At 63.5% G+C, this 24,308-nt stretch carries 25 protein-coding genes; 10 read left to right on the top strand and 15 right to left on the bottom strand.

The genetic code is table 11. The annotated features are described in order from the left end of the window. Window positions 1-25: 25 nt before the first annotated feature. The gene (locus HF955_RS06380; RefSeq protein WP_291078734.1) at window positions 26-895 is read right to left on the bottom strand and encodes a fasciclin domain-containing protein; all 870 of its coding nucleotides are present in this window, start codon (window positions 893-895) and stop codon (window positions 26-28) included. 272 nt (window positions 896-1,167) lie between these two features. Here HF955_RS06380 and HF955_RS06375 point away from each other — a divergent pair, with 272 nt between their 5' ends. Then, a complete protein-coding gene (locus HF955_RS06375; RefSeq protein ID WP_291078733.1) occupies window positions 1,168-3,636 on the top strand; it encodes a DNA translocase FtsK in 2,469 nt (822 codons plus the stop codon). 83 nt (window positions 3,637-3,719) lie between these two features. Here the strand turns inward: HF955_RS06375 and HF955_RS06370 are convergent, their stop codons facing one another. After that, window positions 3,720-4,736: an aldo/keto reductase gene (locus HF955_RS06370; protein ID WP_291078732.1), complete on the bottom strand. Its 1,017-nt coding sequence runs from the start codon at window positions 4,734-4,736 to the stop codon at window positions 3,720-3,722. Between the two features lie 67 nt (window positions 4,737-4,803). Then, on the bottom strand, window positions 4,804-6,312 hold the full coding sequence (locus HF955_RS06365; RefSeq protein WP_291078731.1) for a tetratricopeptide repeat-containing sulfotransferase family protein: 1,509 nt from the start codon (window positions 6,310-6,312) through the stop codon (window positions 4,804-4,806). Between the two features lie 265 nt (window positions 6,313-6,577). Between HF955_RS06365 and HF955_RS06360 the strand changes: the two genes are divergently transcribed. Then, entirely contained in the window at window positions 6,578-9,082 is a 2,505-nt protein-coding gene (locus HF955_RS06360; protein WP_291078730.1) for a TonB-dependent receptor, read from the top strand. Window positions 9,083-9,162: 80 nt separating this feature from the next. On the opposite strand, the gene HF955_RS06355 is transcribed toward HF955_RS06360, so the two are convergent. After that, the gene (locus HF955_RS06355) at window positions 9,163-9,672 is read right to left on the bottom strand and encodes a prolyl-tRNA synthetase associated domain-containing protein (protein WP_291078729.1); all 510 of its coding nucleotides are present in this window, start codon (window positions 9,670-9,672) and stop codon (window positions 9,163-9,165) included. Between the two features lie 59 nt (window positions 9,673-9,731). Here HF955_RS06355 and HF955_RS06350 point away from each other — a divergent pair, with 59 nt between their 5' ends. Then, window positions 9,732-10,469, top strand: a complete 738-nt coding sequence (locus HF955_RS06350; protein ID WP_027841181.1) for a DUF6065 family protein — start codon at window positions 9,732-9,734, stop codon at window positions 10,467-10,469. A 130-nt stretch (window positions 10,470-10,599) separates the two neighbouring features. On the opposite strand, the gene hisE is transcribed toward HF955_RS06350, so the two are convergent. Further along, on the bottom strand, window positions 10,600-10,947 hold the full coding sequence (gene hisE / locus HF955_RS06345) for a phosphoribosyl-ATP diphosphatase (RefSeq protein ID WP_291078728.1): 348 nt from the start codon (window positions 10,945-10,947) through the stop codon (window positions 10,600-10,602). 109 nt (window positions 10,948-11,056) lie between these two features. Here hisE and HF955_RS06340 point away from each other — a divergent pair, with 109 nt between their 5' ends. Continuing rightward, on the top strand, window positions 11,057-11,872 hold the full coding sequence (locus HF955_RS06340) for a crotonase/enoyl-CoA hydratase family protein (RefSeq protein WP_291078727.1): 816 nt from the start codon (window positions 11,057-11,059) through the stop codon (window positions 11,870-11,872). On the opposite strand, the gene HF955_RS06335 is transcribed toward HF955_RS06340, so the two are convergent. Together HF955_RS06335 and hisF are read right to left on the bottom strand one after the other, a co-directional pair. Next, window positions 11,869-12,285 (bottom strand): GFA family protein, encoded by a 417-nt coding sequence (locus tag HF955_RS06335; protein WP_291078726.1) that lies wholly within the window; start codon window positions 12,283-12,285, stop codon window positions 11,869-11,871. The two genes, HF955_RS06340 and HF955_RS06335, sit on opposite strands and share 4 nt — an antisense overlap. 86 nt (window positions 12,286-12,371) lie before the next feature. Continuing rightward, entirely contained in the window at window positions 12,372-13,139 is a 768-nt protein-coding gene (gene hisF, locus HF955_RS06330) for an imidazole glycerol phosphate synthase subunit HisF (protein ID WP_291078725.1), read from the bottom strand. Between the two features lie 146 nt (window positions 13,140-13,285). Here hisF and HF955_RS06325 point away from each other — a divergent pair, with 146 nt between their 5' ends. The 4 genes from HF955_RS06325 (at window position 13,286) to HF955_RS06310 (ending at window position 14,990) form a co-directional block, all read left to right on the top strand. Then, a complete protein-coding gene (locus tag HF955_RS06325; protein WP_291078724.1) occupies window positions 13,286-13,495 on the top strand; it encodes a hypothetical protein in 210 nt (69 codons plus the stop codon). Window positions 13,496-13,660: 165 nt separating this feature from the next. Beyond that, window positions 13,661-13,861 carry a hypothetical protein gene (locus tag HF955_RS06320; RefSeq protein WP_291078723.1) on the top strand — a complete coding sequence of 67 codons (201 nt, stop codon included), beginning with the start codon at window positions 13,661-13,663 and terminating at the stop codon, window positions 13,859-13,861. Window positions 13,862-13,926: 65 nt separating this feature from the next. After that, window positions 13,927-14,115 (top strand): hypothetical protein, encoded by a 189-nt coding sequence (locus tag HF955_RS06315; RefSeq protein WP_036264673.1) that lies wholly within the window; start codon window positions 13,927-13,929, stop codon window positions 14,113-14,115. Window positions 14,116-14,237: 122 nt separating this feature from the next. Further along, window positions 14,238-14,990 (top strand): GGDEF domain-containing protein, encoded by a 753-nt coding sequence (locus HF955_RS06310; protein ID WP_291078722.1) that lies wholly within the window; start codon window positions 14,238-14,240, stop codon window positions 14,988-14,990. Between the two features lie 690 nt (window positions 14,991-15,680). Here the strand turns inward: HF955_RS06310 and hisA are convergent. After that, a complete protein-coding gene (gene hisA / locus HF955_RS06305) occupies window positions 15,681-16,403 on the bottom strand; it encodes a 1-(5-phosphoribosyl)-5-[(5-phosphoribosylamino)methylideneamino]imidazole-4-carboxamide isomerase (protein WP_291078721.1) in 723 nt (240 codons plus the stop codon). Next, entirely contained in the window at window positions 16,400-17,050 is a 651-nt protein-coding gene (gene hisH / locus HF955_RS06300) for an imidazole glycerol phosphate synthase subunit HisH (protein ID WP_291078720.1), read from the bottom strand. The genes hisA and hisH overlap by 4 nt, the downstream gene beginning before the upstream one ends. Before the next feature lie 111 nt (window positions 17,051-17,161). Between hisH and HF955_RS06295 the strand changes: the two genes are divergently transcribed. After that, entirely contained in the window at window positions 17,162-18,598 is a 1,437-nt protein-coding gene (locus tag HF955_RS06295; RefSeq protein WP_291078719.1) for an amidohydrolase, read from the top strand. 12 nt (window positions 18,599-18,610) lie between these two features. Here the strand turns inward: HF955_RS06295 and hisB are convergent, their stop codons facing one another. After that, window positions 18,611-19,207: an imidazoleglycerol-phosphate dehydratase HisB gene (gene hisB / locus HF955_RS06290; protein WP_027842035.1), complete on the bottom strand. Its 597-nt coding sequence runs from the start codon at window positions 19,205-19,207 to the stop codon at window positions 18,611-18,613. 124 nt (window positions 19,208-19,331) lie between these two features. On the opposite strand from hisB, the gene HF955_RS06285 reads away from it, so the two are divergent. After that, complete coding sequence (locus HF955_RS06285; protein WP_291078718.1) at window positions 19,332-21,083, top strand: bifunctional diguanylate cyclase/phosphodiesterase; 1,752 nt, start codon at window positions 19,332-19,334, stop codon at window positions 21,081-21,083. Here the strand turns inward: HF955_RS06285 and HF955_RS06280 are convergent. The 5 genes from HF955_RS06280 to HF955_RS06260 form a co-directional block, all read right to left on the bottom strand. After that, entirely contained in the window at window positions 21,080-21,604 is a 525-nt protein-coding gene (locus HF955_RS06280; protein ID WP_291078717.1) for a GNAT family N-acetyltransferase, read from the bottom strand. The genes HF955_RS06285 and HF955_RS06280 overlap by 4 nt on opposite strands. A gap of 12 nt (window positions 21,605-21,616) precedes the next feature. Beyond that, window positions 21,617-22,045, bottom strand: coding sequence for a nuclear transport factor 2 family protein (locus tag HF955_RS06275; protein ID WP_291078716.1), 429 nt, complete (start codon window positions 22,043-22,045; stop codon window positions 21,617-21,619). Window position 22,046: 1 nt separating this feature from the next. Then, on the bottom strand, window positions 22,047-22,484 hold the full coding sequence (locus HF955_RS06270) for a hypothetical protein (protein WP_027842038.1): 438 nt from the start codon (window positions 22,482-22,484) through the stop codon (window positions 22,047-22,049). Window positions 22,485-22,543: 59 nt separating this feature from the next. Beyond that, a complete protein-coding gene (locus HF955_RS06265) occupies window positions 22,544-23,599 on the bottom strand; it encodes a CoA ester lyase (RefSeq protein ID WP_291078715.1) in 1,056 nt (351 codons plus the stop codon). A gap of 64 nt (window positions 23,600-23,663) precedes the next feature. Further along, a complete protein-coding gene (locus HF955_RS06260) occupies window positions 23,664-24,308 on the bottom strand; it encodes a putative 2OG-Fe(II) oxygenase (RefSeq protein WP_291078714.1) in 645 nt (214 codons plus the stop codon).

The following is a 24,308-nucleotide window of genomic DNA, read 5'->3' as shown; positions in this document are numbered from 1 at the left end:
CTGTTTGAGGCCTGTCAGGTCCGGATCACGACTCGGTGTCGATGTCCTTGTCTGCCGGCACGATCACGGTGTCGACCGCATGGATCACACCATTCGAGGCGTCGATGTCGGCTTCCACAACGGTGGCATTTCCAACCGTCACGCTGTCACCCATCTTGCTCACGGCAAGGTCGATCTCGGCCAGGGTCGCAATTTGCGTTTCCCCGTCGGTCAGCGCTGTGCTCAGGGTTTCCCCTTCGACGACATGCGCCTTCAGGATCGATTTCAGTTCGTCATTGGCGTTGCCGGATTTCAGGCGCGTCACCAGTTCCGGATCCAGCTTCTCGAAGGCGGCATTGGTTGGGGCAAACACCGTATATTCGGCGTCGCCATCCAGTTCCGCGGTCAGGCCGGCCTGCTCGACCAGGGCGACAAGCGTTGTGAAGCGCGGGTCTTCAGAGGCGAGGTCGGCAATCGTGCCCTGCATGGCGTCATTCGCCATCGCATCGGCTTCGGAAGCATAGTCCGGCCCGCCCATGCCCATCTCGGCGTCGGTCTCGATGTCGGCTTCGATGTCGGCCTCATCGGTCGTCATCTCCGTCTCAGCGGAAATGCCCGTATCGGTCTCGGCCATGATGATCTGGGAGTCGCTTGTTTCAGCCTCTGCGTCCGTTTCGGACTGAACTGAGAAGATCATGTCCTCGGTGGCTTCGGTCGCATTCGGAGCCTCCAGGACTTTCAGTTGCAGGGCGTTCAGCTCCTCGATGGACAGCTCGTCCAGATTTTCGGTTTCGCCGGTCATTTCAACACTGGCAGAGGCGTTAACATCGGTGGCCGCCTCATTAGGTTCCTGTGCGGTTGCGGCCATACCCGTTAACAGGGCAATCGTGGCTGGGATAATCAGTGTGCGTTTCATATCGAGCGCTCCTTTCTGGTTGGTCTCACCCGATCAATGGCCTGCACCCTCCGACAGTTCCTGAGATTACAGAGAATACACGCGCCGGCGCACCCGCGATCAACCTTGATGATCCAGATCAAATCCACCGCCTCACAGGGCCGCACTGGCCGTCGCCCGGTCTCTGAAAAGTTAACGCAGCCACTGCGAATGTTTTACGGCCGTTTGCCGGGCGTTAAGCGTGTTGGGGCAGAGTGGGGGCTCCCCCGGCACCAGTGGAGAAGCCCCACCTCATGACAGATTACGTTTATACCGAAGACGAAATCCCAAGCGTCAGCGATCCGGTTTGGCGGATACTGACAGGGGCAGCCGCCTTCGGTCTCGGCGTATTCATCTGCGGCAGCGTCGGGTCCTACCTGCCCAGCGATCCCAGCTGGAACGCTGCCACCGATGCTGAAGTCCAGAACCTGTTTGGCGGACCCGGCGCCATCTTCGCGGATCTGTCCCGCCAGATGCTTGGCTGGTCGGCCTGGGTGGCCGGGCTTGCCATGATGATCGGCGGGGCCATGCGCACCGTCCTGATCGGCATGCCGCGCGTGCGCCGGTGGATGATGGGGCTTGCCGCCGTGCCGCTGTCGGCCGCGTTCTTTGCCGCCTGGCCGGTTCCGGAATCCTGGCCCCTCTCCGCCGGACTGGGCGGCGTGGTCGGCGACGCGCTCTTCTATTATGCTTCCATGCCCTTCCGGGCCCTCTTGCTGCCCTCCCCGAACACCTGGGCCGGCGTCGTGCTTGGCATGGCCACCGCCTGGGCAGCCCTTTCGGCCATGGGCTTCCGCCGTCATGATGCCCACCTGCTCCAGCAGGCAGCGTCCCGCTCTGGCCGCCACGCCGCACGTCAGGCGACCGGCGTCGGGGGCTTCCTGGTCTCCATCCTGTCGCGGCTGAAGCCGGAACCGCGCCATGCGGATGAGGAAGGGCTTGAAGAAGAAGACACCCGCCCGCGCGCCCGCGTGATCAAGGGCGAAGACGAATATGTCGATGCCGACACGTATGAAGTCGACTATGAAGACGATGACGACGTCTATGACGAGGAAGACGAAGTCGATCTTGAAGACGATGAACTGTATGAGGAAGAAGACGATCTGGACGCGCCGGTCCGCTCCGGTCCGCGCTTCTCCGTTCCCGTTGCCCGTCCGGCTGCGCCCAGCCAGCCACGGGTGACCAAGTCCGAACGCCGCCGCAAGTCCACGCGCCTGCCGTCGATCGACCTGCTTCAGATGCCGGAAGAACGTGGCGACACGGTCGATGAGGATGCGTTGCTGGAAAAGGCCGCCCGCCTAACCGACGTGCTGAAGGAATTCGGCGTGCGGGGCCGGATCAAGGAAGTCCGCCCCGGCCCGGTCATCACCCTGTTCGAGATGGAACCGGCCCCCGGCGTCAAATCATCCCGCGTGATTTCCCTGGCTGATGACATTGCCCGTTCGATGAGCGCGATCTCGGCGCGTGTGGCGGTCGTGCCGGGCAAGAATGCCATCGGCATCGAACTGCCGAACGAGGATCGCGACACCGTCTATCTGCGCACGCTGCTCCAGTCCGAAGCCTATGTCGGCACCCGGGCCAGCCTGCCCATGGCGCTGGGCGAGGATATCGGCGGCGTCCCGACCGTGGTCGACCTGTCAAAGATGCCGCACCTGCTCATCGCCGGTACGACCGGATCGGGTAAGTCGGTCGGCGTCAACGCCATGATCCTGTCACTGCTCTATCGCCACTCCCCGGAACAGTGCCGCTTCATCATGATCGACCCCAAAATGCTCGAACTGTCGATCTATGAAGGCATCCCGCACCTGCTGGCGCCGGTGGTCACGGATCCGAAGAAGGCCGTGAACGCGCTGCAATGGACCGTTCGCGAGATGGAAAGCCGCTATGAACTGATGTCCAAGGCCGGTGTGCGGAACCTGGCCGGCTTCAATGACAAGGCGGCCAAGTATCGCGCCAATGGCGATGATCTCGTGCGCAAGGTCCAGACGGGCTTTGACGAGCGCGGCAAGCCGGTCTACGAGACAGAAGTTCTGCCGACGGATCATATCCCGAACATTGTCGTCGTAATCGACGAAATGGCGGACCTGATGATGGTGGCCGGCAAGGAAATCGAGGGCTGCGTCCAGCGCCTCGCCCAGATGGCGCGGGCCGCCGGCATCCACCTGATCACGGCAACCCAGCGTCCGTCCGTGGACGTGATTACTGGTACGATCAAGGCAAACTTCCCGACACGGATTTCCTACATGGTCACGACCAAGATCGACTCTCGCACGATCCTGGGCGAACAGGGCGCCGAACAGCTGCTCGGCATGGGGGACCTGCTCTATCAGGCCCCCGGCAAGAAATCCCAGCGCCTGCATGGCCCGTTCGTCTCCGACGATGAAGTCGGCACCGTCGTCGACTGGCTCAAGGAGCAGGGCGAGCCCGACTATGTCATGGATGTGCTCGAAGCCCCCGAAGACGGCTCCACCGGCTCGGCCGTCATGGATGCCATGCTCGGCACCAGCTCCGGTGACGAGGAAGATGACCTCTACGCCCAGGCCCTCGCCATTGTCGTGCGCGACCAGCGCGCCTCGACCTCCTATCTGCAGCGCCGCCTGAAGATCGGCTACAACAAGGCTGCGGGTCTGATCGACCGGCTGGAAGAGGAGGGCGCGATCTCCGCGCCCAACCATGCCGGCAAGCGCGAAGTGCTCGCCAGCGCGCGGCCAAGCCCGGAATAGGGCACTACCGGCTTTGGTGGGTATACAAAGGAAGAGCCTCCATCCGACGCAGAAGCGGGTGGGGGCTCGACCTTTTCCGGACCCTAGCCCATCGGATACATGACATCCCGCGCAACCGCGTCGCAGGCGTCCATCACCTCGCGTGACAGCTCCAGTCCGGCCGCGGCCAGAATGTCGTCCAGCTGATCGAAGGCCGACACGCCGACAATGGTCGAGGCCACGAAATCATGCTGCTTGGACCAGGCCGTGGCCAGGGTGACCGGCGCCATGCCGGCCTCTTTCGCAATGTCCATATAGCGCCGGGTCGCCTCGAGCGATTTCTCGTTCACGAACCGTCCGGCCATCACGGTCTGGCGTCCGCCATGCTTCAGATAGCTGGAGAACCGGGCACCCTCCGGCAGCGCGCCATCCTGGTACTTGCCGGAGAGAACACCCCCCGCCAGCGGCGAATACGGAATCAGGCTCACACCTTCGCGGCGGCACACCTTGGCCAGCGCGTCCTCGAACCGGCGATTGTTCAGGCTGAAATTGTTCTGGATCGTCTGGTAGCGCACCGTGCCCAGCCGGCTGGATGTCTCGAGACTCTTCATCAGGCCCCAGGCGTCTTCATTGCTGCAGCCGACGACGCGCACTTTCCCTTCGCGCACCAGATCGTCCAGCGTTTCCATCGTCTCGTCGAACTCCGTGCCGTGATCCGGCCAGTGCGTCTGGTAGAGATCGACATAATCGGTTTGCAGGCGCGTCAGGCTGCCTTCGATGGCGCGGCGGATATTGTGCCGGTCCAGCGCCGTCATCTCGCCGCGCTGCGCACCCTTGATCCAGCCATGCGACGGGCCGCACACCTTGGTGGCAACGATGATCCGGTCGCGCTCGCGGGTCTTCATCCAGCGGCCGAAAATCTCCTCCGTCCGTCCGCCCCATTCGATCTTTGGCGGCACGGGATAATTCTCGGCCGTGTCGAAGAAATTGATCCCGGCTTCCAGGCACGCATCCAGGATCCGGTGGGCTTCGGCCTCGTCGGTCTGGGTCCCGAAGGTCATGGTCCCCATGCAGATGTCGGACACATAGATGGCGCTCTTGCCGAGGCGGCGATGTTTCATGGCGTGTGACTCCCTCTTGTGGAGCCAAGTCTAGTGACTTGCGCCGGAATGGCCAGCGCGGTCCGTCTCAGGCCGGACTGCGCTCTGCCGGATCAAGACAGCCGGCCGCCCCCAGCAGGTCCAGCGCCGGGCCCAGCTCCGCCTCATAGCGTTTCCACCGTGCCAGGGCCCGCGTATAGAGCGGCTCGCGCACCTGCGCCGAGCTTGCCGTCGCCACCGGCGCGGCATTGGTGTGGAAATCGAGGCATTGAGGCTCGAAATCGAGCCCGCAAAAGGCCAGCAGGCGTCGCGCTTCGCCGTCAATGTCGCCGACGACCTGTTCATAATGCACTTCTGTGAACCGGCTGGCGGGCAGGGTCTCCGCGAAATGCCGGACCATCCGGTCAAAGCCGACATAATAGGCCGCCGTCGCCTCCAGGTTCAGCGCATAGTCGTAATAGGGATACCGGGTCGAGAACAATTGCCGGTAATTGCTGAGCACCGTATCGGCCGGATGGCGGCGCAGGCAGATCACCCGCGCATTCGGCAGGGCCGACAGGATCACCGGCGCATAGATGATATTCAGCGGCAGCTTGTCGATGAACCGGCCGGTCAGGCCCAGCGTGGCCTCCACCCGCTGCATGTACATCCGCCCCAGCGCGTCGGGGTCCACCTGTCCGGCTGCCTGCAGCGTTTCGGCGTCGAGCACATAATTCGACCGCGTGCCGGACAGCTGTTTCAGGCTGAGGCCGAAATCCGCCAGCTCTCCGGCAGATGTCACCGCGCTGTGACCGGACAGGATCCGGTCCACCAGCGTCGTGCCGGTCCGGGGCATGCCGACAATGAAGATCGGCTCGGCTGCGTCCAGTCCGTGCCCCTGCACCAGCCCTGCCTGCGCCATGGCGGCGGCAAACACCTCCTCATCAAAGCCGGCATCATGGTGGACCTGCATCCATTTCGCCGTCTTGGCCCGCGCCAGCCACGCCATCGCTTCCTTTGGCTGGTTCAGGTCTTCATGCGCCTTGGCCAGCGCGTGCCCCACCCGCAGCGCATCGTCCGGGTCCCCGGAAACGGTGGGGAATATGGCTTCCAGCTCGGCAATGGCGCTGTCATCCGCGGTCTGCCGCGTGATCTGCACCAGCGCCGTCAGCGCCCGCGTGTCTGCCGGGTCCAGCGCCCGGCAGGCCTGATAGGCCGTGCGGGCCGCCTCCATCTGACCGGCAAATTGAAGCGCCGCGCCATGATTGTAGTGATAGGCCGCCACATCGGGTGCCGCGCGCGTGGCCCGTGCATAGAAATCCAGCGATCGCGCATGCAGGCCCGCCCGGCTGTAGACAACGCCCAGCGTGTCCAGCGTGAACGCGTCTTCCGGTGCCAGGCCTGCGGCGGCGTCTGCGCTGCGCACGGCATCCTCCCGGCGCAACAGGGCAATCTCGCTGCGGGCCTTCTGCGCCAGGACGTCCGCCCTCGGTCCGCCCAGCGCCAGGGCCCGCGCGAACAGGTCAATGGCTTTGGCGTGATTGTCGTGATCGGCCGTCAGGATGCCCAGAAGGTAGAAGGCGCGCGGCGTCGCCGGGTCCTGTTGCAGGGCTTGCATGCACAGGCCGTGCGCGTCCCGATAGGCCTTGCGGGCCAGATGCGCGGCCGCCGCGTCCAGCAGCCCGCTCTGTGGCGAAGGTGCCCAATTTTTATGCAGGGTGATGCTCCCTTATTCCGGATGTGCAGCGAACAGGCGCATATCTGTGCCAAAAATACTACGCCGGGGAAACAATCTTGCTGCCATGTGAGTCGGCCGCTTGATGGGGCAACCCTCCTGCCGCCTACTGATCACGGGTGAGGCAGGAGCTATGGGAGAAAATGATATGTCCAAATCCAGACTATTGCGGCAGACGAGTCTCGCCGTCCTTGCCACAGGCCTGACATTCGGCGCCGCTGCCCAGGACGATACAACCGGCGAAAGCGAGCTTCGTGCCCAGACCATCACCGTGACGGCAACGCGCCGTGCCGAGAGCGTTCAGGACATTCCCCTGAACATCGCGGCCGTTGGCGGTGACCAGATCGAGGAACAGGGCTTTGATGAACTGTCCGACATGCTGTCCTTCGTGCCAGGCATCAATGTCGTGGACCGCGGCGGCCGTCAGGGCAACCCGCTGATCGTCCGTGGCCTGAATGCAGATGGGCTTGGGTCCGGCGACGGTAACAATGATGGCGGCGGCACAGTGGCCACCTATATCGGCGAAATTCCGCTGTTCGTGGACCTGAAACTGAACGACATGCAGCGCGTCGAGGTCCTGCTTGGGCCCCAGGGCACGCTCTATGGTGCCGGCACGCTGGGCGGTGCCATCCGCTACATTCCGAACAAGCCGGATTTCGGAGGCGATCTTCTGGAAGTGCGCTCCGAGGTTTCGAAATATTCCGAAGCCAGCTCGCTCAGCTACGAGACCGGCCTGACCTTCAACAAGGCGCTGGCCCCGAATTTCGCCATTCGCGGATCAATCGATTTCGAGGATGATTCCGGCTTCATCGACTATCCCTATATCGTGCAGGAAATCGGCGTCTCTGATCCGGATCCGGACTTTTCCGATCCGACAGATGTCGCGGCCAACCTCCGCGGCGTGTCCGATGCCAATGGCGAGCGCACCGTTTCCGGCCGTCTCGCCGCGCGCTGGGAACCCACCGAATGGCTGGATGGCACGGCGACCTATTACTATCAGAAGTCGGACATTGATGGCCGCCAGGGCTCCAGCTGGCGCAACACGCTCAACACCGGAAAGTACGAGCTGGCCAAGCGTGTGGAAGAGCCGAATGAGATTACGAACCAGCTGCTCGCGCTTGAGCTGACAGCCGATCTCGGCTTTGCCGAACTGACCTCCGCCACCGGTTATTCCCGCTTTGATGATGACGGACAACGCGACCAGACTGACCTGCTGATTTCGCTTGAGTACAGCTACGAGCTGTTCCCGACCTTCACGTCCTTCACGCATGAGAAGGGACGCGAGAACACGCTGAACCAGGAACTCCGTCTCGTCTCGACCACGGACAGCCGGTTCAACTGGATCATCGGTGCCTTCTACAACAATTCCGATGTGACCTCCTATTCCCAGGAGTATACGCCGGGCTATGCGGATTATGTCGGCTTCGACCGTCCGGATGATCTGGAATACTATTCCCAGTTCTACTCAGAGCTTGAGGAAATGGCCCTGTTCGGTGAGATCGGGTTCGAGATCACAGACAAATGGACCGTCACGGTCGGCGGCCGTTACTATGAGTATGATCTGGAATCCTTCAGCGATGTGGATTTCCCGCTCTTCGACAGCGGCCCGAACTATCTCCAGCCGGTCGGCATCAGCGACATGGAAGCCAGCCTGAAGTCGGATTTTGCCGCAGGCAGCCCGAACGGGACGGAGCGCACCAGCCAGTCTGATGACGGCACACTGTTCAAGTTCAACACGTCCTATGAGTTCACGGATTCCGTGCTCGGCTATTTCACGGTCAGTGAGGGCTACCGGATCGGCAACTCGAACGGTATCGGTGTCTGTCCGGCCTATGACCCGACCGACAATCAGCAGGGCGCGTGCGCCCTGTTGCCGGGACAGCAATTCGGACCGGGCGCAGGCGATGTGTCGACCCGCGACGAGACGCAATACGGTCCGGACACGACCACCAATTACGAGCTGGGTGTGAAATCCACGCTCATGGATGGCCGGGTCACGCTGAATGGTGCGATCTACTATATCGAATGGACTGATCCGCAGCTCAGCTCTGCCACGATCAACGCATCCATTCCGATCACGGTGAACGCCGAAGGTGCAGAATCCAAGGGCTTTGAAGTCAGCGGCGCCTGGGCGGTGAATGACAATCTCTACCTGCGCGGCAGCTACAGCCATACCGAAGCACAGCTGACAGCAGATGCGCCGGGTCTGGTCGGCACCATCTCGCCTCCGGGCTTCGGCTCGGTCCTCCTGGATGGCCGCGATGGCGACCGCCTGCCCGGTTCGCCGGAAGACCAGTTCTCCATCTTCGGTACCTATTCGATGCCGTTTGCCGATGGCGAGATGTCCTTCAATGGCGGCTTCACCTGGCAGGGCGAAGTGCTCAGCCGGACGGGTGGGTTTGGCAATGGCCTGCAGCTGGATTCCTTCGGCCTGGCCAATGTTTCCGCTGTCTATGACACCGGAGACTGGCAGGCGACCTTCTTCGTGAACAATCTGTTCAACGAGTTCTATGAGACCGGTGTTGTCGGCACGAACCTTTACAATCAGGTGCTCACGGATGATCTCGGCGGGCCGGTCTATCAGCGTACATACTATACCCATGTTGGCGCGCCGCGCTCCATGGGTGTACGCCTGAAGTACACGTTCGAATAGTCAGTCGAAAGACGTCTTGAAGACTGAAATCAAGGGGTCGCCCATCAAGGGCGGCCCCTTTCTTTCTCGGGCGGGCGAATTCAGGCCTCGTCCAGCAATTGGGTGAAGTCCACCACTTCGAATCCGTGCCCTGTCGCGCGGGCAAACCCTTCCAGATCGTCCCGCGCGATGGCGGTCGTGCCGGTATTGGTCAGTGGGTGAAAGTTCACCGGATCGTGTGCCATCAGCGCGGCATCGACCAGAAAGCGCACGCGTCCTTCGTGGTCATTCATCAGGGCAAAGGCCGTCACCGATCCGGGCGTCACGCCCAGAACCTCTTCCATCAGGTCCGGCGCGCCAAAGGAAAGCCGCCGCGTACCGATCAGCCGGTGCAGCCGATTCAGTTTTAACTGAGAGTGCGCCTCCGCCGCAATCAGGATGATGGCGCCATCCTTGTCGGTCAGGAACAGGTTCTTCGTATGCCCGCCCGGCATGGACGCTTTCAGGTCCCGGCCTTCCTCCACTGTGAAGACGGGCGGGTGCCAGTGCGTGGTGTGGGCAATGCCCAGCTCATCCAGATAGGCGAACAGATCATCGGGGGTTGCGGTCATGCCGCCCTTTGGGCCAAGACTTGGGGCCTCGTCAAGCATCGCCACCGGATACCGTTTCCATGCATCTCGACTGCTACAAGATCTATGATGTCGCGCCAGACCTCGTGCCCGCCCGGTCCAATCGCGACTGGATGGATGCCTTCACAGACCGCCATCCCTATCGCTGCCTGCCGCTGACCATGGCGAACTCCACCGGTTGGGAATTGCTCTGCCCGATGGACATCAAGATCAAGTGGAATGGCGGAAACCGGAATGAGGACATCCAGCTGCTGACGCGCGGCGACCCGAACGCGATTGCCAGCTTTGCCGATGCCCATTTCATGCGCGGCATCGTCACCTTCCATACCGGCCATTTGTTCCGCACGCCGCCCGGCTGGGGCGTCTGGGTCACCGGCCCGCCGAACTGGCCGAAGGATGGCATCTATCCGCTGACGGGCCTGGTCGAGACCGATTGGCTGCCCTTCCCGTTCACGATGAACTGGCAGATGACCCGCCCCGGCGAAGTGATCTTCGAGAAGGGCGAGCCCTTCGCCTTCATCACGCTGATGGAGCACAAGAAGCTGGAAGAGATCGAACCGGAACGGAAACTGCTGCAGTCGAACGCAGACCTCGTGGCGGAATACAATGCCTGGCGCGACAGCCGGGCCGATTTCAACACGCGCCTGAAGGGCGGTGAGGAAAACGCCATGAAAGAGCGCTGGCAGCGCCACTATATGCGCGGCGAGAAACCCACCGGCGACAAGGCCGACACCCACCAGACCAAACGCCGCCTGAAACCGCCGAAAGAGGTGTCCTAGGGCGTGGTTGCCAGACATCCTTCGACTTCGCTCAGGATGAGTTCGGCAAGCACCGCGGTATAGAAGCGCTCATGCTGAGCGGGGCCTGCCCCGGTGAAAGCCGGGGTCGAAGCATAAGCGCGGGCTATGTCTAACCCGTCCGCCCAGCCTTCTCATCGATCCCGCTCGTGCCCTGCCGTTTCTCCAGCGCCGCGGCGACGTCATCTAGGCTCACGCCCCGCGAGCGCAGCGCAACGAAAGCGTGATACAGCACATCGGCCGCCTCGCTCGCCACATGCGCATCGCTTTCGCGGCGCACCGCTTCGGCCAGTTCCATGCCTTCCTCATGCACCTTTTCCGCGCACGCCTCCGGCCCCTTGGCCAGCAGCTTTGCCGTCCAGGACTTTGCCGCATCGCCGTCTGCTGCGCGGGCATCGATGGTGGCGCCAAGATGCGCAAGCGCTGCAGCCAGGCGGTCAGGAGAGCCGAGATCCGTCATGTCCCCGCCATAGCGCACTTACGCGACGTGAGGAAGCGCGGGCGCTTGACGCGAGGCCCCGCTGGCGCACTTTAACTACAGGAAACGCCACCATATCAGGAACAGAGTCATGAAAGACCGGGTCTCAATCACCATGCTGGATGACGGCATCGCCGATGTCCGCTTCATCCGTACCGACAAGATGAACGCCCTCGACCCCGCCATGTTTGACGGCATCAATGAGGCGATTGCCCAGCTGAAAGAGACCAAAGGCCTGCGCGTCGTGGTCGTCTCGGGCGAGGGGCGTGCCTTCTGCGCCGGGCTCGACCTGTCCAGCCTCGGAAGCGATTCCGGCAGCGACAAGTCCAAGAGCGTCACTGGCAGCGCCAGCACGCTGGCCGAGCGCACGCATGGCATTGCCAATCGCGCGCAACATGTTGCGTGGGGCTGGCGCGAGATTCCGGCTCCCGTCATCGCGGCGGCGCATGGTGTGGCCTTTGGTGGCGGCTTCCAGATCCTGTCCGGCGCCGATATTCGCTTCGTCCACCCGGACACGCGCTGCGCCATCATGGAACTGAAATGGGGCCTTGTGCCCGACATGGCCGGCTTCCCGCTCTGGCGCGGCAATGTCCGCGACGACGTGCTGCGCGAGCTGACCTATACGAACCGCATCTTCAATGGCGCCGAGGCCAGGGATATGGGCTTTGCCACCCATGTCTCCGACACCCCGCTGGAGGATGCGATGGCGCTCGCCCAGCAGATCGCCAACAAGAATCCCGACGCGATCAAGGCCTCCAAGCGCATCTTCAACATGATGCAGGATGCCACGGACGCCGAATTGCTGCAGGCCGAATCCGACGAACAGGACAAGATCATCCGTACACCGAACCAGATGGAAGCGGTGTTCGCCGAGATGCAGAAACGCAAGCCCGCCTTTACCGACTAGTCGCTTTCGCCATTGGCGGCCTGGAAAGCGGCGAAAACCTCCGCGCCGGTCAGTTTCGGCGTGTCGTTCGACAGGTCATAATAGTCCGGCTTTTCATCGATGAAGATCTGCTGGCTCAGGGAAACCTCCGGGCTCTGCTGGAACAGTCCGGCAGACAGGGCATAATGGTCATGCCCCTTCAGATGGTAATAGAGATGGCTGCCACAGGTCTTGCAGAAGGCCCGCTCGGCCCAGTCGGATGAGGCATAGGCCGTGATATGGTCCTGGCCGCGAATTTCCAGCTGGCCATCATGGTCCAGCGTGAACAGCGGCCCACCGCCCCAGCGCTGGCATGTGCCACAATGGCAGACCGCCGCCTCCTCGATGTCCGGTACGGTGATCTCCACCGCGCCGCAGATGCATTGTCCTTTCATGCGTGTCCCCTTTTCGCGTTGCGTGAACGGAAAGATGGCGCCAAATCGCGCCGCGCTCAACTGAATCCGTGGGCAGGTCCCGCCGCTCAGCCGGCCAGAGGCCGCACCGGTGCTCCGGCATCGGCCAGCGCCTTGCGCGCCTCGGCAATCGTCGCTTCACCGAAATGGAAGATCGAGGCGGCCAGCACGGCCGTCGCCCCGCCCTCGATCACCGCAGGGGCCAGGTCTTCCACCTTGCCCGCCCCGCCGCTGGCAATGACGGGAATGTTCACCGCGCCGGTGATCGCCTTCAGCAGCGGCAGGTCATAACCGGATTTCGTGCCGTCCCGGTCCATGCTGGTCAGCAGGATCTCGCCCGCCCCGCGCGCTTCGGCTTCCCTGGCAAATTCCACCGCATCGATGCCGGTTTCCTTGCGGCCGCCATGGGTGAAGATTTCCCAATGGTCGCCCACGGCCCGCGCATCTATCGCCACGACGACGGCCTGCGATCCGGCTTTCGCGGCGCAGCGGGAGATCACCGACGGGTCCGCCACGGCGGCGGAATTGATCGCCACCTTGTCGGCGCCCGCGCGGAGAAGGGCGACCATGTTCTCCGCGCTGCGCACGCCGCCGCCCACGGTCAGCGGCATGAAGCATTGCTCCGCCGTCGCCGAGACAATGTCCATCAGCGTGCCGCGGCCTTCATGCGTGGCGGAAATGTCGAGAAAGCACAGCTCGTCCGCCCCCTGCGCATCATAGGCCTTTGCCAGCGCCACCGGGTCGCCCGCGTCTTTCAGGTCAACGAAATTGACGCCCTTGACGGTGCGCCCGTCCTTCACGTCGAGACAGGGAATGATGCGGGTCTTCAGGCTCATGGCACCGGCTTTAGCCTCCGTGCGCCCTGAAGCCAAGCACCTTGCCGCTATGTCATGGAACGCCGTGCCGGGCCCGTCCATTGGTAGTGTGTATGCGATGGCAATCCTGCCCCGCATGAAACCGAAGCGAACCGAAGGAGACTGACATGAAACGCCGCAATCAAATGATGATCGCCGCCGGTGTCCTGGGCGCTGCGGGCGCTGCCCTGGCTGGCCGCAAATACGGTCCGGGCCTGTTGCGCCGCCTGCGCCAAAACCAGGATGAGACCGCCGCCAATGGCGCGGACCGGTCGACCGGCTTCCGCCCGCATTCTGGTGTGTCCAGCCCGCATGGCGACCCGGTCACCGCGCACTGACGCCTGCGCGAACCGCACGAAACAGGGGCCGCAGCCGATGCGGCCCTTTTTCTCGTGCGCGTCACCTGTCCGCCTGTTCACTCAACCTGCCGTCCGCCCTGTGCTATACTTGGCGCATGGCGGGCTTTCCGCCCGCCCTCGCACCACAAGCAAGGGAGACAACAGATGAATCTCTGGAAGACGATGCGCCGCGCCGCCGACAAGGCTGCCACACGGCCGGAGGAATCCTATCTCAGACAGGGCCTGCGTCATGCCCGCCTCGACCCGGACCTGCCGGATCGCGCCCCCGATGCGCCCACCTTGTCGGATATGGCCCATGCGCTGAAAACCCGCCGGATGATGCCTCCGGTGACGGGGCGGCGCTGATCCATTCGGAACCGGCGGGTGAGGGCGCGCATTGATTGGATGAACACCGCACACAGGAGCCTGCCATGAAACTCTGGAAACAGATCGCCCTCGCCGCCGGAACTGCCGCCCTGACAGCGGGCGCCGCCCATGCGGCCCGCCGCGCCACGCTGCACTTTCTCGGGCGCACCCGTCCGGCCAGCCCCCGCCTGATCCCGGCCGTGGCCAGCCATGTCACCAGCGTGGCCAATCGTCCGCGCCAGCGCGCGCGCTGAGCGCCCGACGCCTCTATGGCTAATGCCGGCTTAAGCGCCGCGCGAAAATCCGGCTTTTCCCTTTCCCGTCACGTTAAGGCGTGTCTGCGCATATGCCCGCCGAACGGGAGACAGGACGTCTTATGAGTGGGGACATCAGGAACGCCGTCCGTATGGGCGTGCTTATCACGGTGGGGTCCATCCTCGCCTCGGGCCTTTTTGTATCGGCCTGGCTGCAGCTGGCGCCGCGCGTTGGCGCCGCCGACATCATCTTCATGGCTTTCCTCCTGCCGGCCCTGATCGCGCCCGTGGTCAGCTTCTTCGTTTTGCGCGACCGGTTGCGCGCCGAACGCTTCGCCCGCGCCAATTACCGCCTCGCCCATATGGACGAGCTGACCGGCCTGCCCAATCGCCGCGCCTTCTTTGACGCCGCCGCGCAATTGCAGGCCCGCGCCGGTTTTCTCGGCAAATGCTTCTTTGTCGGCATCGCCGATGTCGACAATTTCAAGCGCGTGAATGACCAATGGGGCCATGAAGTGGGTGACCAAGTGCTGCGCGAAATGGCGGCCCTGCTCAATGCCCGCGCCCCGGAAGACTGTATCGTTGCCCGGCTCGGCGGCGAGGAATTCGCCCTGGCGGGCATCTTCCCGTCCGATGCGGCAGCCACGCTGGCCTTCTGCCACCTCGTCGCCCTGGTCGAATCCCATCCCGTGCCGACCGTCGACGGCGCGCTCGCCGTCACGATCAGCCTCGGCTATTGCGAAGGCGCCCGCACTTCGGACCTGTCGGCCCTTCTCTCGCGCGCCGACAAGGCGCTCTACGCCGCCAAGCGCAGCGGCAAGAACCGCGCCGTCAGCTATCACCGCCCCCAGACCCCCCAATCCACCGCCGCCTGACACGGACCCGGTAGAGGGGCGCGCGCCCGTCCCTTCACCGCTCACCCCGGCGCTGCGGAGGGACAAAGCGAATGCACTGCATTCGCCCCGCAGCAGGCCCAAGCGCAAGCGCAGGGCGCCGGAGCCTCCCTCGGTTGGCTACACGGAGAAACCGCACGAGACCCCGGCATCCGCCGGGGACACGGTGGGGGGTGAGGCAGGGCGGGCCCGGCGCAGCGATACTCACCAACCCGGTCCCGTCTTCAACCCTGTCATCCCGGAAAATCCGTCAGGATTTATCCGGGACCCAGACACTGGGTGCGGGAGGACAAATGGGTCCCGGATATTTGCTCACGCAAATTCCGGGATGACAGGAACGGGACGATACGATGTGCCCTTCTCCTCCCCCGCCTGCGGGGGAGGTGGCAGGCGGCGCAGCCGACTGACGGAGGGGGAACTCCGGACCCGCGGCAACAGCCCCCTCCGCCTCGCGGGGCTCGGCACCTCCCCCGCATGCGGGGGAGGAGTGCCCCTCATCCGCATCTCCGGCGCACGCCGGAGCCTCTTGCGGCTGGCTCCGCAGACCAACCGCACGAGACCCCGGCATCCGCAGGGGACGCGGGGGATAGGCGTAGGGTGGGTTGAGCAAAGCGATACCCACCAATCCGGTCTCGCCTTCTGACATGGCGGAGACCGACATCATGCGCCGACTTAAACGACCGAAAGCACCTCACTCGCCACAATATCCCCATCATAGAGCGCCCGGCCCAGAATGCTCCCCGCAATCGGGGCATCCGCTGCGATCAGCGCACGGATATCATCGACGCCCGCCACACCGCCCGAGGCGATGACCGGGATGGAGACCGTGTTGGCAAGCTCTGCCGTGAACGGAACATTTACGCCGGTCTTCAATCCATCGCGGCCGATGTCGGTGGCGACGATGGCGGCGACGCCGCAGCCCTCGAACGCTTTCGCCAGTTCGGTCGCCTTCATGTCGCTGGTCTCGGCCCAGCCTTCGACCGCGACCATGCCATCCTTCGCATCGATGCCGACCACGATCTTGCCGGGCAGGGCGCGGGCGGCCTCCTTGACGAGGTCCGGATCGCGCAGGGCCGCCGTGCCGAGGATGACTCGCGAAATGCCGGCCTCCAGCCAGGCATCGATCTGCGCGCGGGTGCGGATGCCGCCGCCCAGCTGCACCGGCGCATCGGTCGCTTTCAGGATCGCCTCGACCGCCGCGCGGTTCACCGCCTTGCCCTCGAAGGCGCCGTTCAGATCCACGACGTGAAGATGGGTGAAGCCCGCCTCGCGAAAGGCTTTCGCCTGGTCGGCCGGGCTGTCGGAGAAGACGGTGGCCTGGTCCATCTCGCCGCGCAGCAGGCGCACGCACTGGCCATCCTTCAAGTCGATCGCGGGAAAGAGGGTGAATGTCATGATGGGTCCCAGGTCAGGAAGTTGGACAGGATGCGCAGGCCGGTGGCTTGCGATTTTTCGGGGTGGAATTGCGTGCCGAACAGATTGCCGCGCGCCACGGCGGCGGTGATCGCCTCGGCGCCATAGCCGGCGGTGGCGGCGACATCCTCCGGCGCACTTGCGGCAAAGGCATAGGAATGGGTGAAATAGACATGCGGATCCTCCCCCAGCCCCGACAGGACAGGATGCGGCGCGGCCGGCAGGGCCAGCCCGTTCCAGCCCATGTGCGGGATGCGGTATCCGGGGCCCGGCGCGATGCGGGTGACCTCGCCCTTCAGCCAGCCAAGGCCCGGCGTGGCGCCATCCTCGCGGCCGGTCTCCGCCATCAGCTGCATGCCGACACAGATGCCCAGAAAGGGCTTGCCGCCCGTCAGGCAGGCCGCTTCCAGCGCCTCGACCACGCCAGCTTGTGCGCGCAGGCCGGCGGCGCAATCGGCAAAATGGCCGACGCCCGGCAGCACGACACGCTCTGCGGCCAGAATGTCCTCGGGCCGGTGCGTGATGCGGATTTCATGGCCGGTCCCGCCCAGCCGCGCCGCCTCGCGCAGGGCACGTCCGGCCGAATGCAGGTTTCCGGATCCGTAGTCGATAAGGGCAACAAGGCGCATGGCCGCGCTCTTAGCCTTGCCCGACCCGTGAGGGAAGGGGGCAGGCACCCTTGCGCCCCCGGGCAAGGTGCCGCAAGTTTGCCCCCATACACGAGATTATGGAGCCTGTTCATGCGATCCATCCTGCCCGCCCTGTCTGCCTGCCTGCTTGCGGCCTGTGCCGCGACACCCGCCTGGCCGGATGCTGCCGAGTCTGCCGCGCTGGACGAGGCACGCCAGCAGGCGGCGCTGACGGCCACGCTGTCGGAGAAACTCTGGGACTGGGCCGAGCTTGGCTATCAGGAAGAGCAATCTTCCGCCCTGTTACAGCAGACCCTGTCTGATGCCGGATTCACCGTCACCCCGGGCGTGGCGGACATCCCCACCGCCTTCGTGGCGGAATATGGCACGGGCGGGCCGGTGATTGCGCTCCTGGCCGAGATGGACGCGCTGCCCGGCATCAACCAGGCCGCCCTGCCGACGCGGGCGGAAGTCGACGGCAAGGGCGCGGGCCATGCCTGCGGCCACAATCTGTTCGGCGCGGGTTCTGTCTCGGCGGCGATCGCCATCCGCAACTGGCTGGAGGAAACCGGCACGCCGGGCCGTATTCGCGTCTATGGCACGCCGGCGGAAGAGGGCGGCTCCGGCAAGGTCTACATGGTTCGCGCGGGCCTGTTCGAGGATGTCGATATCGCCATTCACTGGCATCCGGGGGATCGCAATTCCGCTGCGGCCAACACGACGCTGGCCAATCGCTCGGCCAAGTTCCGCTTCTCGGGCCTGTCGGCCCATGCCGCCGGCGCGCCGGAACAGGGCCGCTCCGCGCTGGACGGGGTCGAGGCGATGAACATGATGGCCAACATGATGCATGAGCACATCCCCCAGGATGCCCGCATGCACTACGTCATCACCTCCGGCGGGTCGGCCCCCAATGTCGTGCCGGACTTTGCCGAAGTCTTCTACTATGTCCGCCACCCCTCACCAGACGGCGTCGAAGCGATCTGGACCCGTCTGGAAGATGCCGCCCGCGGCGCCGCCCTCGGCACGGGGACGGATGTCGAATGGGAAATCATCCATGGCAACAATCCGCTGCTCGTCAACGAGACGCTGGCCCGGATGATGGACGAGAAACTGCGCAAGGTCGGCGGTGTGGACTATAGCGAGGCCGAAATGGAATTTGCCGAAACCCTTGCCGCCACGCTGGGGGACCGGTCGAAACCGCTGGAATCGGCTGCCGAGATCCAGCCCTTCGAGGTCTCGCTCGGCTATGGTTCGACCGATGTCGGCGATGTCTCCTACGCCGTGCCGACGGTTGGCCTGCGCACGGCCACCTGGGTGCCGGGCACGCCGGCCCATTCCTGGCAGGCGGTCGCTGCCAGCGGCACGTCCATCGGCCACAAGGGCACACAGGTCGCCGCTGAAACGATCACGCTGGCGGCGGTGGAATTGTTCACCAATGAAAAGCTGCGCCAGACCGCCCGCGCCGAATTCGATGAGGCCCGCGGCCCGGACTATGAGTACAAATCCCTGCTCGGCGACCGCGATCCGCCGCTCGACTACCGGAAATAGGGGAGGGGAAGACTACAGGCTGCCCTTGGTGCTCGCCGGCTTGCCGCCCAGTTTCGGGTCAACCGCAATCGCCGCGCGCAGTGCCCGGGCCGTCGCCTTGAAACAGCTCTCGGCGATGTGGTGGCAGTTCTCGCCATAGAGATTTTCGATGTGCAGGCACATGCCGCCATTGCCCGCCAGGGCGTGGAAGAACTCCTTGAAGAGTTCGGTGTCCATCTCGCCGATCTTGTCGCGGCTGAAATGGACTTTCCAGATCAGGTAGGGCCGCTTGCACAAATCCAGCGCGGCCCGCGACAGCGTCTCGTCCATCGGCACATAGGCATGGCCGAAGCGGGTGATGCCGGCAAAATCGTCCAGCGCCTTTAGGATGGCCTGGCCGATCACGATGCCGGTGTCCTCGACGCTGTGGTGCATGTCGATATGCAGGTCGCCCTTGCACCGCACCGTCAGGTCAATGGCCGAATGCTTGGCGAAACTCTCCAGCATGTGGTCGAAGAAGCCGATCCCGGTCTCGATGTCGGATTTGCCGGTGCCATCCAGGTCGAGGGTGACCGAAATGTCGGTCTCCTTGGTGGTCCGGGTCACGGTGGCGGTGCGATTGGTGCTCATGCGGGTCCATATAGTGCAGCAGGAGAGCCACAGCTAGCGCGTTTTGTTCACTGATTCCTAAACATATTCCCGAAACATGGTTACCGGCACGCAATTGTGGTGACGTGGTGAGGTTAGTCTGAGCGTGGACAAGCAGAGTTTCATCTCCCGGCTTCTCGGGCGCATGACCATTCCGGGCTTTGCGGCCTGGTCTGCTGCGGCTGCAACCATCATCATCTTTATCGGCGTGTGGACCATCGAACAGGCCTATGGCGCCCTGGTCGAGGGCAAGGCCTGGACCGACATGTCCCTGCCGATCTGGGCAATCCTGCTGCTCATGACCGCATCCTCGGCCGTTGCCGCCGCCGCCGCCTGGGTGTTTGCCCGCGAATTCCAGAACGTGCTCGTCAATTTCACGCGCTATCTCGAAGTGGCCCAGTCGGATTCCTCGGCCCGCCTGTCGACCGTGTCCTTCGTCGAATTGCGGCGGCTGCGGTCCGTTGTGATCCGATCCGTCGGCAAGCTGCGCCGGGACAATGAGGCCCTGCGGCGCACGGCTTATGAGGATCCGCGCACCGGCATGCCGAACCTCATCGCGCTCGAGGAACATATCACCCAGACCCTGCCGCGGGCCCGGTATGAGGCGCCTGCCGCCCTCATCGTTCTGGACTTGGACAATTTCACCCGGGCCTCCGAACGCCTTGGCGCCCTGTCCAGCGAAGCCCTGCTGAAGGCCTGTGGCCAGCGCATGTCGGCAGCGCTGAATTCGCTTGAAGGCCCGGTGCGCAACGGGCTCAAGGAATCCATGCTGGCCGCGATGCAGGCGGACAGTTTTGCCCTCTACCTGCCCATCGCCGTCAGCCGCGACTATGTCTCGAATGTTGCCCGGGCCATCCGGCTCGCCTTTGCCGATCCGTTCATCGTTGCGGGCCAGTCGGTCACGCTCGGGATTTCCGGCGGTATCGTGATCGCGCCGGAAGACGCCGACACGATGCAGAAACTCTTTCGGCATGCAGAACTGGCGCTGCGCCAGGTCCGCACCGATACGGGGTCGGGCTTTCGGTATTTTTCCCCGCGTCTCAACCGCGTCGCCCGCGGCAAGTACATGCTGGAAGCAGAATTGCGAGACGCCGTCGCCAATCGCGAATTCAAGACCCATTTCCAGCCGAAAATCGATTTCAACACGGGCGAAGTTGTTGGCGCCGAAGCCCTCGCCCGCTGGATTCGCCCGAATGGAAAGATCATATCTCCAAACACGTTCATTCCACTTGCAGAGGAAACCGGCCTAGTCACCCAGATCGGCGAGCAGGTCCTGGAAGCGGCATGCGAATCGGCCCGCATCTGGATGCAGGAAGGCTTCAACGCCACCGTCGCCGTCAATGTCTCCCCGCGTCAGTTCCAGGCCACCGATTTGACAGAAACCGTGCTGGCCATTCTCAAGCGCACCGGCCTCCCGCCGAACCGGCTCGAGCTGGAAATCACGGAAAGCATGGCGGTGTCCGAACCGGAAAAGGTGGCGCGGGTGATGCGTCCGCTGCGCAGCCTCGGCACGAAACTGGCCATCGATGATTTCGGGACAGGCCACTCGAACCTGTCCATTCTCACCCAGCTGCCGTTCGATGTCTTCAAGATCGACCGGCAATTCGTGTCTGCCCTGGAATCCGACGAGCAGGCGCCGGCCATCATCGAGATGATCCTGGCCATGGCCGAGACTCTGAACCTCAAGACTGTGGCCGAGGGCGTCGAAACCGAGCGTCAGGCCGACTTCCTCCGGCGTCGCGGATGCTCGATGGCTCAGGGCTTCCTGTACAGTTCCGGCCTTCCCCACGATGCATTCATGGATTTCATCCGTGGCTGGAGCAGCAAGACGCAATCCGTCCGTCTCAAGACGGGTTAGGCGTCGGCCCGCCGGCGAAATACATTCACGGCGGCGTCGCGATAGGATGATTCCTGCCAGAATGCGTATCCGCATTTCTCCGCCACCTTGCGGGATCCCAGATTGCCGGGGTCGATGATGCAGACACTCGGACCGGGCCGAACTTCATCCAGCCAGTCATGCATGGCACTGACAGCTTCGCTGGCATAACCCTGCCCCCAGGCGGATTCCACGAAGACCCATCCGGCTTCGGGCCATTGCGACAGGTCAGGCGTCATGCCGCGCTGAAAGTCCGCAAAGCCACCCTCGCCGAGAAACGCACCTGTTTTGCGGTCCTCGATCGTCCAGGATCCATAGCCCAGCAAATCCCACATGCCGCGATTGCGGCACAGGGTGAACCAGACGTCCTGGCGGGCCCGGGGCTGGCCGCCTATGTGCCGGGTCACTTCGGGCGATCCCCACATCGCGGCGGAAGACTCGAAATGGCGGACTTCCGGTGCGCACAATGCCAACCGGTCGGTGAGAATGACGGGGATGGACATGGTATCCGGCCGTCAGGCGCCCTGTTTCATCTTCTCGAGCATTGCGCCCATGGCGGCGTGCACGGCCTGCATGCCCTTCAGGGGACGGACCATGACCTTGAAGTCCTCGATCTTGCCGTCCGCGTTCCAGGCGATCATGTCCACGCCATTGACCAGAATGCCATCCATCACGCACTCGAACTCGAGCACCGCCTGGTCGCCGCAGTCAAACACGCGGGTATAGCGGAACGTGTCTCCGCCCAGCGTCGCGCCCGCCGCCGTCAGATACGCCAGGGTGATGGCCTTGCCTTCCTGCGGCGTGTGCACCACCGGGCTCTTGAACACGACATCATCGGACAGCTGCCGCGCCAGGCCGTCGGGCGCATGGTCACCATTCATCCAGTCGATCCAGCGCTGCAGGTTCGGGCTGTGTCCCGTCATTGGTATCAGATGTTCCGCCATCCTATTGTTCCTGTTCTGTCATTGCCGTGACCGGTTTGCCGATCAGATAGTCGCTGGGATCGTTGAAGCAGTTGCCTCGAAGGGCAACCCAGCCGCCGGGAAAGTCCGGCTCGGTGAACACGATATCGACCCGGCCCCAATTGTAGTGGGACTCTCCCGTTGCCGGATTTGTAACCGCCACGTCGCACAACTCTATCCCGGGGCTCTCGGGTTCGACCCAGATGCCGGCATAGGCACCCCGGCCTTCATAAACGCCGGCCAGATCCTTCAGATACACCGTGCCGCGCGCATCGAGCCCGGGATAGGACCAGACGGCCCAGCCATCATCGGTTTCGTCTTCATAGACCACATCGCCGATCGGCGTGGTCCAGACCTCGTCCGCCAGCGCGGGCAGGGCCGCCAGGCTCAGGCACAGCAGCGCCGTAACGGGTGTTCGCATGTCATTCACTCCCTCTTCCGGGGAGACCCTAACACGCGAAACCCGCAGGTGAAGCGGAATTACGCCTCGTAGGCTGCGGCCAGGTCCGGATCCTTGCTGGCCACGAGATCCGCCAGATCGGAGATCACCTTGGCCTGTTTCCAGGTCGCATCATCCTGCATCTTGCCGTCAATCATGGCGACGCCGGACCCGTCGGGCATGGCGGCGAGGATCTTGCGGGCGAATTTGACTTCGCCGGGATCCGGGCTGAACACCTTCTTCGCGATGGCAATCTGGTTCGGATGCAGGCTCCATGTCCCGGAGCAGCCCAGCAGGAAGGCATTGCGGAATTGCTGCTCACAGGCTTCGAGATCGGCGATGTCGCCGAACGGGCCATAAAATGCGTTGATGCCTGCCATCCGACATGCGTCGACCATGCGTGCGATCGTATAGTGCCAAGGATCCTGTTGCGCAGAGGCGCGCGCGCTGCCGTCTTCGTTTGGATCGTCGATCACCCGGTAGAAGGGGTGTCCCCCGCCCACACGCGTGGTCTTCATCTTGCGGTCGGCAGCCAGGTCGGCCGGTCCGAGGCTGATGCCCTGCATGCGCGGGCTGGCCAGCGCGATCTCTTCAACCCGCGCCATGCCCTGCGCCGTCTCGAGGATGGCGTGGAACAGGATCGGGCGGGTCAGGCCGGCTTTCGCTTCCAGCTGAGCAACATACTGGTCAGCGAAATGGATGTCCCACGGTCCCTCGACCTTGGGCAGCATGATGACGTCCAGCTGGTGGCCGGCCTTCAGGACCAGCTCGCTGACATCTTCCTGAAACCAGGGGGAGTTCAGCGGATTCACGCGGCTCCAGAAGCCGGTTCCCTGACCCTGCCAGTCATACATGGACGCCATCTCGATGGCGCCGGCACGGGCAGCATCCTTGGCATCAGCCGGAATGGCGTCTTCCAGATTGGCCAGCATGACGTCCACGCCTCCGGCCATTTGCGGCACCTTGGCGCGCACCTTGTCCAGATGCGGCGGGACGAAATGGATCATCCGCTCCAGCCGCACCGGCAGGTCGCGCATCGGGGCGGGGGCGCCGATGGCCAGCGGCTTGAAGAAGTCTCTCGGGGTCTTGGTGCTCATGCGTTCCTCCTTGTTGCGGCGCAACATAGAGGGCGGGCCCAGCGCGTCAATCAGTCAGAAAGGCTCATGCCTCCGATTCCACGACTGACAGGTTCATGCTGAATGATCGGCGTTCCCCCGGCGTTTTGAACGGATACACGCTGTGAAACATGTAGGAGGGGAAGATGTAGAAATCACCGACGCGCGGCCGGATCATGAAGTTCGAGACCGAATAGTGGGAATCCGTGCCATGGGCGAACTGAAGGTGTCCATGGGTCGGATGATGGTCCTTGTCGTCTTCCGCCCATTCATCATCAATGCCTTCGGGCAGGCGCAGATACCCGACACAGGACAGGGCGCAACCGGTATGGATGTGCAGCGGGTTGTACTCATTTTCGAACTGTCGCACGAACCAGCCCGCCATGATGTTCAGCTCATAACGTTTGGCCGTATGGTCATAGTCGCCAAATGTGCCGCGATGACTGGCCCGGATATGATATTCGATCAGCGCATTGCCGAGCGCACCGGCAGCCGCATCGACCAGCGGTTTCGGAAACAGCAATTCCTGGCGGACCTTCCCCACAAGGCTCGCGGAATGATCCTCCAGCTGTTCGCTCATGGATGCGTTCAGGTATTCGACGAGATTCGGCGGCATGCGGACATAGCCCAGCATCGGCCCGAACGGCGTGAAGAATTCCTTGTCTGCGGAAGGGGTGAATATGGCTGACAC

The organism is Hyphomonas sp. (assembly GCF_017792385.1).
In the GTDB taxonomy this organism is placed as follows: Bacteria; Pseudomonadota; Alphaproteobacteria; order Caulobacterales; family Hyphomonadaceae; genus Hyphomonas.
The sequence above is the reverse complement of the archived record's forward strand: the minus strand, read 5'-3'. Positions and strand labels throughout refer to the sequence as shown.